Consider the following 14,317-nt stretch of genomic DNA (forward strand, 5'->3'; position numbering starts at 1 on the left):
GTTGAAAGCGCAGGGCATGACACAGTCAATGTCTAGAGTCAGTCGTTGTATCGATAATGGGCCAATGGAGAGCTGGCAGGGAATTATAAAGGAAATGAGAGCAGTTCTTTATCCTAATGTGTCAAGTTTTGAAGAGATGAAAGAGGCTTACGAAAAGACCATTCACTATTACCTATATCATGATCCCCAAGAGAGATTCAATGGGAAAACACCAGCTCAAGTGAGAGCTGAAGCACAAGAAAATCCAGAACAAGCTCCATATTATCCAATTAAACAATCTAAAAAATATAGAGATTACTGGAAAACTATTGCCGATAAGAAAAACCAGACTGCTTAACCCAAAGCAACCTGGTTCCTCACATTTTATTTATTTCAATTGTCTACTTGACACGGTACGTATCAGGCCTTAGAGACTTATTTTTTAAGATTTAGCTGAGCTTCTTTGATTTGCCATTTAACTTGGTCGAAACCTGTTCCACCAAGAGAATGACGACGCTCAACAGCGGTATGAGACTTGAGTGTTTCATAGATATCTTCTTCAATTAAATCTGAGACTTCTTGATAACGTTCAAGAGGAACATCTTGGAGATAGTGTCCAGCTTTAGTACACTCAAGAACAAGTTTCCCTACAATCTCATGCGCCTCACGGAATGGAAGACCTTTAGCCGCAAGATAATCAGCCAACTCAGTAGCATTTGAAAAGTCTTTTTCTGTTGACTCTGCCATATGCTTATCGTTAACAGTCATAGTATTGAGCATACCTGCGAGAATATCAATGGCTACAGTAATCGTTTCTACTGTATCAAACATACCTTCCTTATCCTCTTGTAAGTCCTTATTATAGGCTAAAGGTAGTGACTTCATCACAGTCAATAATCCAATCAGATTACCGTAAACACGACCTGATTTCCCGCGGATAAGCTCTGCCATGTCTGGATTTTTCTTTTGAGGCATAATGGAAGAGCCTGTAGAGAACGTATCTGAAAGAGTGACAAACTTGAATTCATTAGAACACCAGCTAATGATTTCTTCACAAATACGTGTCATATGCATCATGAGAATACTTGAATTTGATAAGAATTCTAAAATGAAATCACGGTCAGAGACGGCATCTAGAGAATTACTATATGGTTTTGCAAATCCCATTAAATCAGATGTCATCTTCCGATCAATAGGGAAAGTTGTACCTGCCAAAGCTGCGGCACCAAGAGGCGATACATCTGTATGTTTGATATTAAATTCAAAACGTTCAGCATCACGTGTAAACATGTTGTAATAAGCCATCAAGTGATGACCGAAAGAAATTGGTTGTGCATGTTGTAAGTGAGTATAGCCGGGCATAATCGTATAGATATGTTTATCTGCTAGATTCACTAGAGTATTTCGTAAGTTATCAAGTTTCTCAATAACTTCAAAGAGCTTAACTTTAAGATACAGGTGCATGTCCGTTGCAACTTGGTCGTTACGAGAACGTGCTGTATGAAGTTTCCCTGCTACGGGCCCAATCTTAGCCGTCAATAGACTTTCCATATTCATATGAATATCTTCATTGGAAACATCAAACTCTAGTTTACCAGCCTTGTACTCCTTAAGTAACTCTTCCAAGCCTTGTTTAATTTGTAAAGACTCCTCTTTGGTAATAATTCCTGTCTCACCCAGCATGGTTACGTGAGCAATAGAACCTTTAAGATCGAACTCAGCCATTTTTTGGTCAAAGGAAATTGAAGCACCAAATTCTTCGACCCATTTTTCAAGACTAGCTTCGAACCGACCGCCCCACAGTTTATGATTTTCTGCCATAGTTATATGTTAAAGATTTCCCCAAAGGATAGGATAATCTCTTGTCCTTTCTTAATGCTTATAACAAGTAATGACCTCTCAGGCCACAATAATTCAAATGAAAAAAGCTAGATATTTTTTGTCTAGCTTAAGTTGTCTCTCTGGACACTTGTTTTCCTAAAGCCCGATCTCTGTCGTGGCTTATTTAGGCTCGTGACGCCTCTCAGAACGCCTTAACGATAGTAATATAAGTTATAAGAAAAGAGTACCAGATGCGGATCTCTGTCCACTTTTATCTGATATGAAGAATTGTCCTTCTAACAACCTGCTTTTCTTATGAAGTCTTTCATTATTTGTCAAATGGATGATTAACTTGAGAATTTACCTGTGTTGGAAGTCCCCAGAGTTTGATAAATCCAACAGCAGCATCTTGATCAAAACTATCCGCAGATGTGTAAGTAGCCAAGTTTTCATCATATAGTGAATTATCTGACTTACGAGCAACTACCTGAGCATGACCTTTGTAAAGTTTCACTTTAGCAGTACCATTAACTACTTTTTGTGTTTCTTTGATGTAAGCAATGATGGCTTGAGTTGCTGGGCTAAACCACAAAGCATTATAGATAAGATTTGACAATTCATTTTCAAGGATTGGTTTGAAGTGAGAAACTTCACGTACCAAAGTCAAGTCCTCAATCTCCTTATGGGCAGTCAAGAGAGCAATGGCACCTGGGCACTCGTAAATTTCACGTGATTTGATACCAACAAGACGGTTCTCAACGTGGTCGATACGTCCAACACCATGTTTACCAGCGATAACATTCATTTCTTGGATAAGGTCCGCCAATTTCATTTCTTTACCATTAAGGGCAACTGGTTTACCTTCCTTAAAGGTTACATCAACAAATTCAGCTTCGTCTGGGGCAGACTCTGGTGAGTTTGTAATTCCAAAGGCTTCTTCTGGAGCTTGATTCCAAGGATTTTCAAGAACACCACATTCATTAGCACGTCCCCAAAGGTTTTGGTCCACTGAATAAGGATTATCGAGATTTGCAGGAACTGGAACACCATTAGCCTTAGCATATTCAATCTCTTCCTCACGAGACCATTTCCAATCACGTACTGGCGCTACTACTTTAAGGCTTGGATCAAGAGCTGCAATGGCAACTTCAAAACGAACTTGGTCATTACCTTTACCAGTACAACCGTGAGCAATGGTTGTAGCACCAGTCTTATGAGCGATTTCAACTAATTTTTTAGAAATAATTGGACGACTGAGCGCTGAAACCAAAGGATATTTTTGCTCATAATAAGCATGCGCTTGAAGGGCTGGGAGTACGTAATCTTCTGCAAATTCATCTTTAACATCTAGGACGTAAGATTCTATAGCTCCAACTGTAAGAGCTTTATCATGGATAAATTCAAGATCCTTACCTTCACCGACATCCATACAAACAGCGACAACATCGTAATCTTTTTTTAGCCAAGTAATAGCTACTGAGGTGTCAAGACCTCCGGAATAAGCAAGAATAACTTTCTCTTTTGACATAATATTTCTCTTTTCTTATATTTTCTTGTGGTTTCTATCTCTATCAACCTTACGAGATTTATTATATTGCATATTTATTCATTTGTCAACCATAATTTGTTATTTTTTTATATTTATTTTTATTTTTTGCTTATTTTTATACTTTAAGCATATAAAATGTGTATTTATCAAATTTTATTCATTTATACACAATTACTTCTTAAAAAATAAAAAACACTCTCAAATACTAGCTAGCTAGATCCAAAAGTGTTCTTAACTATTATTTCTTAAAATGCCGAAAGGCCTGTACAAAGTACAGACCTTTCGAACAACAGCATCATCGGTAGAGAACACAACAGCAATTTTAGATAGAATGAATGAGGGAAATTATTATGTTTAAGGGACTAACTTAAACCATACATTCTTCTTGCTCTCTAACCTTGATTACATTATAGCATGCAATCCTATAATGCATATCGCTATTTCCTAAAATGTCGGATTTCACTCATAGAATGTTATTTTTTATTCTAATCTGCAATAACTCCTTTAAAAACAAAAAATAGCTTGATTTCTCAAGCTTTTTAATGTCTATAAAAAAGATATGTAATTGGACGAGCGGCCAATAAAAAATGGGGATTAGGAAAAAGTTATATAAAAGTACATTATTTATTTTCATAAAGTGTATGTAGATTTCAATAAGATTGACGATGTCTCATTTCCGAATCACATATCTTGATTATATAATAACTCTTTTCAATTTAATTGTCTATACGATTTCATAGAATGTCGTTTTTTCATCCTGAACTGTATTTTTTTAGACTTATTTTTAAAAATTTACAAAAATAACTCACTAAAAGACATCTATTTAGTATTTTTAGCAAAACGGATACATATATAGCAACTAACTATCAAAAATAATTGCGATCAATATTAGGACTAAAAGACAGCTTTCATAGTCATCATTAATAGTCCTTAACTTCTGACCATTTCTTCAGTAAAGCTTTCATTTTTAGGCGAGAAACTGGGCAGGAATCACCATTTTCAAAATAAATCATCAACTGAGTCTTATCAATACGAGCAATATTATCCAAATTAACTAAAAAGGAACGGTGGCACGAAAAAAGCTTTTTATTCGCAGAAGTGATATCTCCAAGGTTAGCATAAAACTCTAAGCGTTCTGTTTTAGTAATTAACATCACCTTATGAGGTGTCACAGCAGTTGCAAAATAATAAATATCTCGCATAGGAACCTGAATCCGAGACTGAGCCGTTTCAAATACAAAAATGTCACCATCATCCAACTCTCCAACTTTTTGATTCACAAAAGTTAGCGTTTGTTTCAATTGCTGCTTGAACTCCGCATTAGAAACAGTCTTATCAATAAAATCTAGTGCGGAAACCTTGTATTTAAAACTAATCGGGGCAAATTCCGAGTGAGTCGTTACAAATATAATAACCGCATTGGCATCTTGTTGACGAATTTCCGAAGCGACTTCAAGCCCCTTCTTTCGCTCACCATCAATATCAATATCTAAAAGAAAGACCTGATGATTACCTTTCTCGTTAATACTGGCTAATAATTTATGTGGTTTCGAAAAAACTTCTAGTTTCCGTACTGAGAACGTGCCCTCTGAAACCAATTCTCTGATGATATCACTAATGCGTGTTTGTTGCATTAAATCATCTTCTAAAATATATATATTCATATTAGGGTCTCATTTCTAGTATTTGCATCATTTTATGATTTTGACTACGGACAGACAGGGATGTGTTGGGGTAACGCTCCAAAATATCTTGAACAGCATTTACACCTATACCACCACTGTTAAGATTTTGAGAAGTCATCATTGAAAGAGGAGCTTGTTCATCTGATATCGCACTTTCAACAATAAAGCTCTGGCAATCTTCCTCATCAAAATAGGCTAAGCTAATAAAGCCATCATTAACTTTACGAGCACCATCAATAGCATTGTCCATGAGGTGACCCAAAATAACGGCTAAATCTAAGTCTGTTAGATAGCTGTGAACGACTGAGTCAGGAATTTCTGCATGAATATTAAGCCTATACATCTGGGCTTCATGATATTTTGATGAAAGCAAGCTGTGAATACTTGGATTCTGAATATTTTCTAAATCTGTGACCTGAGTTGAGAAGCTATATTGATCTCTATTCACATACAGGTCAACTAGATCTTTTTTGTAGGAGCGAATATCTCCAGTTCTTTCAATATCTCGCAGGTTATTTAGAAGGTAATTATAGTTTGAACGAACAAACATCAAATCCCTATATAAACCTTCTACCCTAGCATTTTCTCGTTTCAAATCATCAAGATAGTTAGCTTGCTTCATGGTCAAATCTTGCTCAATCTTTTCCTTAGCAAACTGGTTAACAGCTCCCAAAACGAAAAGAAGAAGGTAAAGATAACCCATTACCAGCGGTAGCCGCAAGTTACTTTCAAGGTGTAACTCTGGGAAATAAGAATCAAATGTTGATACCAAAAAGATAACCAAATAATAAATCAAAAGAAGCATGTTAACCAATCCCAGACGATTTTTCTTCTCTTGTTGGGTAGCTACCTTCAAGATATCTGTGAAATCAAGACGCAAAATGAAGTCTACAATTCTGACTGTCAACACGACAAAGGAAAGTGGTACCATAGACCACCAAATATTATTATTCAAAGTTGACGCCGCTACGCCAATTATCGGTGGAAAAAAGAAAGTAGCCAAGAAGCGCCTTGCTAAATCGACTAGTACCACTGGATAGAAACCTAAAAAGAATCGCTCTACAGAAGTAACCGTCTTATTTAGTTGATAACTAAACGTCAAAGTCACAATGGAGACTAAAGGAGGCACTACACCTAGATAGCGTCCAATAAGTTGTCCCCAAATACATAAGGCAACATCGAATAACAAATAGAGCACACGATTTTTGAGATTAGTGTTTTGACCACCAATACGTAGATAGATATCCCAAATAATGACAAACATCAAAATTTGGAACACGATGTTACCTAGCATAGCTACTTCCGTCCTTTCTATCTTTATAGTCCTACCGTAACAATTTGATAGGTTTTAAATAATTCTTTTTTGTTAGTTAAACCAATACCATTTGACCAGCAAAACTGCGCTAAATCACGACTAATCGCTAACCTACCATCAAGTTCTGGGGTAGCTTCCTGGTTGGTATTTTCAATAACAAAGCAGAGATTACCGTCCTCATTCTGTTGGATAAGGAAACCAATATCTGTCTCTGGCTCCTCCACACAAAGCTTTTCAGCCAGGTTAATACAGCGTTCCAAGACAGTAATAAGCACCGCAATATTTAAATGTTTAGGATAATCAACAACGTTGACATCTAACCGAACCATAATTCCCTTTTGCTCCAAAGGAATAATTTGGTTAACAATCCAACTCCTTAATTCTGGATAAGGAATTTCAAACAGAGGAGCTAATTTATCATTTAAATCCAAGTCATCCAATCTAAGATGATTCAAATGTTCATGATATACTGCTAAAACTTCTGATAGCTGATTCTTCGCAAGAGGTGTCTCGAGAGCTATCAAAAGATTCTCAAAATCTTGTTGAGTAGGTTTTACTTTTGTAAAAAGAGCCTCAATGTGTTGATTATACACTTTTAAGTTGTAAACATAAGTATCAACAGCTTCTTGGCTACGCTCCCTAACAAATTTATGTGAATAGCGGTTTAGCGTTGTCACCATTAAGAGATAGACCGCCATAGCAAAGAAAATAGGTTTTCCAACATTACCACCAGTTGACATCAGAAAAGTACTGCAAAAAATATACACTGCAAAGGTCAAATCAACTGCTATCAATAAACGTTCTCGACCACGTGAATAAATTAATTCCTTGACCTTATCAATATCTGAACTTGAAAGATAATTGATATAAAGGAAGAAGGGATAAATCATCACATAAGATAGTAATTCCAGTAAGAAGTTTTCTTGGATTTCACCCAAAGTCATATTTACAAACAGATTATTGAAAACATAGAAGGGTGTAAAGGTTGCAAATAAATCTGTAAAAATGACTGAGAAGGCTCCAAAAAAAAGACTTGCCCATAATGTCAGGCGGTGTTTACGACGTTCCTTAAGAGCCAACCCTAGAAAAATAATCACTTGATAATAGAAGCCATCACCTTTACCAAGTGATACTATTATCCCTAAAAGACTTAAGAGAAGTACTTTCCAATAAGCTAGTGAGCTCCCTGTTAATTTTTTATAAATAAACCAGGTAATATGAAAACTAATGATCTGAATAAGACTATTTTCAAGAGTTACCATAGTCCAAAGCTGTAAGTTCATGATAATATTTCCTATTTATGATCAAGAGGCATTTTCGTCATCTTCTTCAATGAGTTCTTGTCCTGCCTTTTTCAGAATGTCCTGATAGGTTTGTTCTATCAAATTAAAATCTCCACTATCAATACTAGTCTGCATACTAATTAAGACATTCTCATAATCATGTTTGAAAGAACGCACACTTTTATATGCAGCCTCTATTTTTTGATTGTAGGCTTCCAAACTTCTTAAATGCTCCTCTTGTTCTCGAAGAATTTCGCTATCACGGACATCTTTACTATAGGAAACAAAACGAACTAAAATATACATATGTATAAGGAGCCCTACCCAAATATAAATCTGAGGATAGCCTGGAAGATAGGTTTGACTCAAAAGTAACGAGAATATCTCTTGCTTAAAAAGAATAAGAAGATAACTGATAATTAAAATCATATCTACTTGCAGAAGCATACTCTTGTACTTATCTTGCAACCCTTCAAAGGGTTTCTCAAAAAAGCGGTCTAAACCAAACATTTTCTGCAATCCTAGAAAGAATGGAAGAACCACACTATCCACAGCTAAAATTCCCAGGTTATTTGGAACTAAGTCGATTGGCTTATTAAAGAAAACGCGAAAAAGGTAAAAACTGAAGAAGCTAGTAACTAAAGTCCAGAATACAGGAGCAAAGAAAGCACAAAAATACTTTTCTTCTCTTGACGCTTGAGGCTTTTCAAGAAAAATAAAAACTAGGAGATAAATGGCATCTGGAATATCAATTTGCCATAATATTTTTGCTAGCCACTTAACAACAGCTACCACTACTACATAAGGAATATAACGATAATTAAAAACATCTAGATAAGCTAGTCTAGCTGAAATCACTAGATGCGAAACGACAACAACCAAAGCAATAAGGCCATCAATCGCGAGTTGCATGTGCTATTTCCCCTTTCTATTTCCCCGTATCTTATCCTTAAAAATTCACTCTGTCCTATCAGTTATCTCGGAAAGACAGAACTTGTGTGAAATGATAATCACAACTCCGAGTTTCAAGATTTACTTTTGGATAGCGATTAAGTATCTCTGCTACTTTAGACAGACCAAGACCGCGACCTTCGCCTTTACTAGAAACTCCTTCATCAAATATTCTGGACACAGGAATACGTTCCTCCCTCGTCGTATTGTCAATAACTAAGGTAAGGTAGTCCTGATTTTTAAAGAAAGATACTGTTAACGTTGGATCTTCAGATTTCACTGTAGCTTCTATAGCATTATTCAAGAACACAGAAGAAATCACGACCAAATCTAGAGCCTCAATTTGCGTAGATGATATGACATCTGGTAACTCTAAATTGACCTTTATTCCTAGGTTCTCAGCTTCAAGCACTTTTGCAGAGAAAAGACTCTTTAGAGAGGTAATTTCCAAATTGATTAAACGTGACAATTCATAATTTGACAACGTTAAACTATTCCCAGATTTTTCTAGAAGCTCCGCATATTCCTGCTTCAGAGCAGGTAAATCTCGGCGTTGAATACTATCTTCCATATTCTTAAGCCCTTCCAAATAATCCTTCTTAACCTGAGAAATATCATTATAGAGTTTTTCTAAACGGTGGCTATATTCTTCTAAACTTTCTTCATGCCTAATCATCTCTTCAGCCAATTGGTCCTTTACTCTCCTCTTAGAATATATATTGAGCTGAGCAAATAGTAAAATAAAGAGAATTGAATAAACAACTGTAATGCTACCTGCTAAATAAATAAAGAGTCCCATATAAGGAAAAACATTACTCGCATAGAAAATAACTAGAGATAAGATAATATATGCTAAAGTCACCCCAACCAACAGACGTTCCCTAACTTGGTAAGTGTGGTTATTCCCCATAATATCAAGAGCACTGAAGTCAATAAAGAAGACCTTGACAATCAAATGGAAGATTGGATACACCAAAAGATAAGATAGAGCAATAAGTACTGGGGTATCTTTTACTTGTAAATAATTAATTTGAAAAATCCATGGGAAGAAGTAAAGTTGAAGTAATTTAGAAGTTACCTCAACAAAGACCCACGGCAAAAAGGTGAAAAGAAATGAATTCTTTTCACGACTTGATGTTTTATTTAAGAATAGATGACAAAATAAGAGTGCTAAAAGTGAACCTGTGATGCCTCCTACAAATAGAGAGAGCAAGAGACTACCAATGATAAAATAGACTTTACTCTTCCACGTTTTGAGCAGGTCCGACATGTCATGGCTAACAATTAAAATAGCCAATAGACGTAGAACTGTAAATAGGACAATCATCTCTATGCTCCCCCCTTTCCTTTCAAAAATCAACCTACTTTATTGTAACATAAATATATAATTTAGCGTTACTCCTATTAGAAAAAACTAAAAATATAAAACGCATTTCCCAAGTTAAGAGCTTTCAAAAGTTTCTCCACCTCTTAGAACCTTTCCCCTACTATACAGCCCAAGCACACATTAAAAAGAGCTTAGAAAAACTAAAGCTCTTTAACCGACTTTTTGACTTTTTTATGGATACATACCAATAACATAGTAAAAATACCAATTAAATCTTCTCATAACGTCCGCTCCCTTCTTGTTTTCTTATTTATCTATTATAAAACTAATTTACGTTTTTGAAAATGATAAATAGATTATTATATACATCATTGTTACATTAAAGTGTCAGCTCTTCCAGAAAGCTCTAATACCAACTAGATATATAATCTAGTAAGTGGCTCCTCAAATGGCTCGGTTTATCTACATTATAAAACCCAACAGATGTTGGGTTCGTTTTTATAGCGTCTCAAGAACTTGATTAATATGTTTAATTGATTTTTCACGACCAAGCAAGAAAATAGTATCTGGCAATTCTGGACCGTGCATTTCTCCTGAAACAGCAATACGGATTGGCATGAAGAGGTTTTTCCCTTTAATTCCTGTTTCTTTTTGAACAGCCTTAATTTGTGGGAAAATATTCTCAGTGACAAATTCATCATCTGACATTGCTTCAAGTTTCGCTTTAAAGGCTTTAAGCACTGTTGGCACTGTTTCACCAGCCATAAATTCTTTTTCAGCTTCTGTTAATTCTGGGAAATCTTCAAAGAAGAGATCCGTAAGAGGAACAATTTCTTCTGCAGCTGTCATTTGTGGCTTGTAGAGTTCCACTAATTTTTCAGCCTTGTCTGTCAAACGGCCAGCTTTTTCCAAGAAAGGCTTACAAAGAGCAAAGACCTTGTCGAAATCTGCATTCTTAATGTAGTCATTACTCATCCAATCTAATTTCTTTTGGTCGAAGGCTGCTGGAGATTTACTGAGACGATTTTCATCAAAGAGTTTAATCAGCTCTTCACGAGAAAAGATTTCGTCTTCTCCACCAGGATTCCAACCAAGAAGAGCAATGAAGTTAAAGACTGCTTCTGGAAGGTAACCTTTTTTACGATAGTCCTCAATAAATTGAAGCGTGTTTGTATCACGTTTAGACAACTTCTTACCTGTTTCAGAATTGATGATAAGGGTCATGTGTCCAAACTCAGGAGCTTCCCAACCAAGAGCTTCATAAACCATAAGTTGTTTTGGTGTATTAGCAATGTGGTCATCTCCACGGATAACATGAGAAATTTGCATATCGTGGTCATCAATAACTACCGCAAAGTTGTAAGTTGGGTAACCATCTTTCTTCTGGATAACCCAATCACCACCGATATTACCACCTTCAAATTCGATATCTCCTTTAACGATATCATGCCATTTATAAATTCCTGACTCATTAACAGCCAAACGAACTGTTGGAACAATACCTGCCGCTTCACGTTCGGCGATGTAGGCAGCTTTTTCTTCTTCAGTCATGCCAAGAAATTCATTGATATAACGAGGTGTTTCACCAGCAGCTTCTTGACGTTCACGCTCTGCTGCCAATTCTTCTTCAGTCACATATGACTTGTAAGCCTTACCTTCTGCCAAAAGTTGATCAATATATTTTTGATAAAGGGGCAAACGCTCTGATTGGCGATAGTTTTCATGAGTCTCTGGACTTTCATCCCAGTCAATTCCCAACCAACGCAAGTTATCAAGCTGAGAACGTTCACCATCTTCAACGTGACGTTTACGGTCAGTATCTTCAATACGGATAATGAAAGTACCGCCATGATGACGAGCATAGAGGTAATTAAACAATGCTGTACGGGCATTACCAATGTGTAAAAGTCCTGTTGGACTTGGTGCGTAACGAACACGAATATCTTTAGCCAAGATAAGTCTCCTTTTTATGTTTCATTCTTCAGTCTTTGGATACTTCATTAGATTAGAATCTATCTCAAGAGGCGACTCTAAGATTTCAAGTATCAGCAGGCAACTCAACCTTTTTTACTTCACAATAAAGGTTTATAAGCGAGTACCAATCCTTCTTATTATATCACAATCTAGAGATGGTTCGAGAAATTTTATCAAAAAAACGACCACCTATAGGAAGTGATATGCCCCCTGTCAAGTAGACAGGTTAAATATCTAAAAAAGTGTCTGTTTTTGAAGGTCAGTCGTACAAAATAAATGTACGGCTGTTTTTTTATGCAGACCACTTAGACTTGTACTTTTCAATTTTGTTATTCTTAGCGATTGGGTATGACAAAGGATGTTCTGATGTTAAGGCAGCTTTTCTGACTTCTAAAGGCGTTTTACAGTCATATCTGCTTTGTGGACGCTCTTGACAGTAAAATCGGATATAGTCTTTGATGGCATATCGGAGGGAGGTCTCATCTGTAATCTCATACATCTGATACATTTCCGATTTTATAATTCCCCAAAAACCTTCTATTGGTCCGTTATCAATACAATGGCTTACTCTTGACATGGATTGAATCATATCAGTATCTTCCAGCTTTTTTTGAAAGTGCTTATTGGTATATTGAAACCCTCTATCGCTGTGAAATATAGGCTTAGCTGTAGGATTTTTTCAATGGCTTTGTCAAATGTTTTGAAGACCAACCGATTATCATTTCGACCACTTATGACAAAAGCAATAGGATAGCGGTCATATAAATCAAGTATGGCACTAAGATAGAGTTTCTTATGAGAGTTAGGGATCTTAAACTCTGTAACATCTGTTACCCATTTTTTGTTCGGAGCAGTTGTATAGAAGTTTCTTGCCAACTTATTTTCTGCGGATTCTTCAGGCTTGGCAGTCTTGTATTTTTTCTTTTTCTTACGGATAACGGCGTGAATATCGAGTTTTTTCATAATTCGGTGAATTCTCTTTCTCGAGTAATTCGTATGGTTGAAATGATTAATCCAATCTGTCATTCTTCGATATCCCAAGATATGTGAGAAACGTTCGTCATATTCTTTAATTAATTCCGCAATTTCACTGTTTAATTGTTCTTGTTCTGGAACTATTCTATGTTTCCATTTATAAAATGCAGACCTCGTAATGCCGAGCTGATGGCACATCCAGCTAATGCTCCACCCTTTATTTGTGTTGAAGTCTTCAATCGCTAAGTATTTTGATTCGTGGCGCTGTTTGCCTAGCCTCACATCCTTCCGAATTCTTTCACTTTTTTTAAGAGTTCAACAGCCATATCCTTTTCTTCTAACTGACGTTTTAAGCGCACATTTTCTCTTCGTAAACGCTCTAATTCATCAAGCTCATCATCTAGTTTGTGATGACCCCTTTTGTCAATTAAACCTTCTTCGCCACCACTGTCATACTTCTTTACCCACGAGTATACTTGGCTATAAGAAACATCATAAAGCACCGCCGTTTCCTTATAATTGCGATTGTGTTCAATACAATAGTCGATAATCTCTTTGCGTTCATCAATAGTGGTTTTACGTCTTGCTTTTGCCATATAGACTTCCCGTCTTGGATTGTAATCCTTTAGTTCTATATTGGCATTATACATCCTAATCCACTTTCTTAAAAGTCCTGAAGAAATATCATACTGCTGGCCTAAATCAATAGATGAAGCCTCACCACTAATACATTTTTCTACAAGTTCCAATTTAAATTCTTTTGAATAGGAACGATTTTTTGTTTTCTTTGTGAATCCTAAAATCCCATATTTTTTATAGATAGCAGCCCAATCTTGAATCGTACTTGTGGAAATATGGAGACAGTTACATATTTCAGATCTGGAACGATCGCCATTAATATAATCGAGACAAGCTTGTTCTTTATCGTATGGGGTGAATCTCTCTCTTCTAGACATAAAAATACCTCTTAAGTAGATTGGCTCTATAATTTCTGTAGTGGGTAAAATCACTATAGAGATTATAGAGCTTTTTGAATGCAGACAAAAAGTCCCATAAGAACTATAATGAAAAGCAACCAAACCATCATTAGGAAGAACTTATGAGACTTATTAAGAATACCACAGAATTAATCGGAATTAAAGACCCAAATATCATTATTTCTCTTGTTTTTGAAAAAGATACCTACATCGAGGTTCAAGCAACACTTGATTATCCTGCACCATCATGTCCTCACTGCCAAGGAAAGATGATCAAATATGACTTTCAAAAGCCTTCTAAAATTCCTCTCCTTGAACAAGCTGGAACACCTACACTATTACGTCTTAAAAAGCGTCGTTTCCAGTGTAAAAGTTGTAGGAGAGTCACGGTAGCTAAGACATCAATCGTTGAGAAAAACTGCCAAATCTCCAATCTAGTCCGGCAAAAAGTTGCACAGCTCCTTACTGAAAAGGTGTCACT

General features: G+C 36.1%; 12 protein-coding genes and 1 pseudogene. 2 read left to right on the forward strand and 11 right to left on the reverse strand.

Features of this window, described 5'->3' with window-relative positions; genetic code table 11:
* Positions 1 to 337: pseudogene (locus tag HSISS3_RS10130) on the forward strand (hypothetical protein); the annotation flags it as partial.
* Positions 338 to 414: 77 nt separating this feature from the next.
* Here HSISS3_RS10130 and argH read toward each other — a convergent pair.
* The 11 genes from argH to HSISS3_RS10180 form a co-directional block, all read right to left on the reverse strand.
* Positions 415 to 1,800, reverse strand: coding sequence for an argininosuccinate lyase (gene argH / locus HSISS3_RS10135; RefSeq protein ID WP_021152603.1), 1,386 nt, complete (start codon positions 1,798 to 1,800; stop codon positions 415 to 417).
* 328 nt (positions 1,801 to 2,128) lie between these two features.
* Positions 2,129 to 3,328 (reverse strand): argininosuccinate synthase, encoded by a 1,200-nt coding sequence (locus HSISS3_RS10140; protein ID WP_002888721.1) that lies wholly within the window; start codon positions 3,326 to 3,328, stop codon positions 2,129 to 2,131.
* A gap of 941 nt (positions 3,329 to 4,269) precedes the next feature.
* Positions 4,270 to 5,013: a response regulator transcription factor gene (locus HSISS3_RS10145; protein ID WP_008536189.1), complete on the reverse strand. Its 744-nt coding sequence runs from the start codon at positions 5,011 to 5,013 to the stop codon at positions 4,270 to 4,272.
* A gap of 1 nt (position 5,014) precedes the next feature.
* Positions 5,015 to 6,328 (reverse strand): GHKL domain-containing protein, encoded by a 1,314-nt coding sequence (locus HSISS3_RS10150; RefSeq protein ID WP_021152604.1) that lies wholly within the window; start codon positions 6,326 to 6,328, stop codon positions 5,015 to 5,017.
* 23 nt (positions 6,329 to 6,351) lie between these two features.
* Positions 6,352 to 7,632, reverse strand: a complete 1,281-nt coding sequence (locus tag HSISS3_RS10155; RefSeq protein ID WP_021152605.1) for a hypothetical protein — start codon at positions 7,630 to 7,632, stop codon at positions 6,352 to 6,354.
* Between the two features lie 21 nt (positions 7,633 to 7,653).
* On the reverse strand, positions 7,654 to 8,514 hold the full coding sequence (locus HSISS3_RS10160; RefSeq protein ID WP_231087384.1) for a histidine kinase: 861 nt from the start codon (positions 8,512 to 8,514) through the stop codon (positions 7,654 to 7,656).
* 88 nt (positions 8,515 to 8,602) lie between these two features.
* Positions 8,603 to 9,910 (reverse strand): GHKL domain-containing protein, encoded by a 1,308-nt coding sequence (locus HSISS3_RS10165; protein ID WP_021146535.1) that lies wholly within the window; start codon positions 9,908 to 9,910, stop codon positions 8,603 to 8,605.
* Positions 9,911 to 10,408: 498 nt separating this feature from the next.
* Entirely contained in the window at positions 10,409 to 11,863 is a 1,455-nt protein-coding gene (gene gltX / locus HSISS3_RS10170) for a glutamate--tRNA ligase (protein WP_008536178.1), read from the reverse strand.
* Between the two features lie 313 nt (positions 11,864 to 12,176).
* Positions 12,177 to 12,473 carry an IS3 family transposase gene (locus HSISS3_RS11840; protein ID WP_167546251.1) on the reverse strand — a complete coding sequence of 99 codons (297 nt, stop codon included), beginning with the start codon at positions 12,471 to 12,473 and terminating at the stop codon, positions 12,177 to 12,179.
* Positions 12,470 to 13,141, reverse strand: coding sequence for an IS3 family transposase (locus HSISS3_RS10175; RefSeq protein ID WP_134954268.1), 672 nt, complete (start codon positions 13,139 to 13,141; stop codon positions 12,470 to 12,472). Before HSISS3_RS10175 ends, HSISS3_RS11840 begins: the two co-directional genes overlap by 4 nt.
* Positions 13,138 to 13,815 (reverse strand): helix-turn-helix domain-containing protein, encoded by a 678-nt coding sequence (locus tag HSISS3_RS10180; RefSeq protein WP_021152608.1) that lies wholly within the window; start codon positions 13,813 to 13,815, stop codon positions 13,138 to 13,140. The genes HSISS3_RS10175 and HSISS3_RS10180 overlap by 4 nt, the downstream gene beginning before the upstream one ends.
* A gap of 143 nt (positions 13,816 to 13,958) precedes the next feature.
* Here HSISS3_RS10180 and HSISS3_RS10185 point away from each other — a divergent pair.
* Positions 13,959 to 14,317, forward strand: a 359-nt coding sequence (locus tag HSISS3_RS10185) for an ISL3 family transposase (protein WP_042772117.1), incomplete at its 3' end; no start/stop codon positions are given.

It is taken from the genome of Streptococcus sp. HSISS3 (assembly GCF_000448605.1).
In the GTDB taxonomy this organism is placed as follows: Bacteria; Bacillota; Bacilli; order Lactobacillales; family Streptococcaceae; genus Streptococcus; species Streptococcus raffinosi.

What these genes read in the sequence shown, in the direction of transcription:
- HSISS3_RS10150 (WP_021152604.1), bottom strand. Translation starts at nt 6,328, where the DNA reads ATGCTAGGTAACATCGTGTTCCAAATTTTGATGTTTGTCATTATTTGG.
- HSISS3_RS10155 (WP_021152605.1), bottom strand. Translation starts at nt 7,632, where the DNA reads ATGAACTTACAGCTTTGGACTATGGTAACTCTTGAAAATAGTCTTATT.
- argH (WP_021152603.1), bottom strand. Translation starts at nt 1,800, where the DNA reads ATGGCAGAAAATCATAAACTGTGGGGCGGTCGGTTCGAAGCTAGTCTT.
- HSISS3_RS10140 (WP_002888721.1), bottom strand. Translation starts at nt 3,328, where the DNA reads ATGTCAAAAGAGAAAGTTATTCTTGCTTATTCCGGAGGTCTTGACACC.
- HSISS3_RS11840 (WP_167546251.1), bottom strand. Translation starts at nt 12,473, where the DNA reads ATGATTCAATCCATGTCAAGAGTAAGCCATTGTATTGATAACGGACCA.
- HSISS3_RS10165 (WP_021146535.1), bottom strand. Translation starts at nt 9,910, where the DNA reads ATGATTGTCCTATTTACAGTTCTACGTCTATTGGCTATTTTAATTGTT.
- HSISS3_RS10145 (WP_008536189.1), bottom strand. Translation starts at nt 5,013, where the DNA reads ATGAATATATATATTTTAGAAGATGATTTAATGCAACAAACACGCATT.
- HSISS3_RS10180 (WP_021152608.1), bottom strand. Translation starts at nt 13,815, where the DNA reads ATGTCTAGAAGAGAGAGATTCACCCCATACGATAAAGAACAAGCTTGT.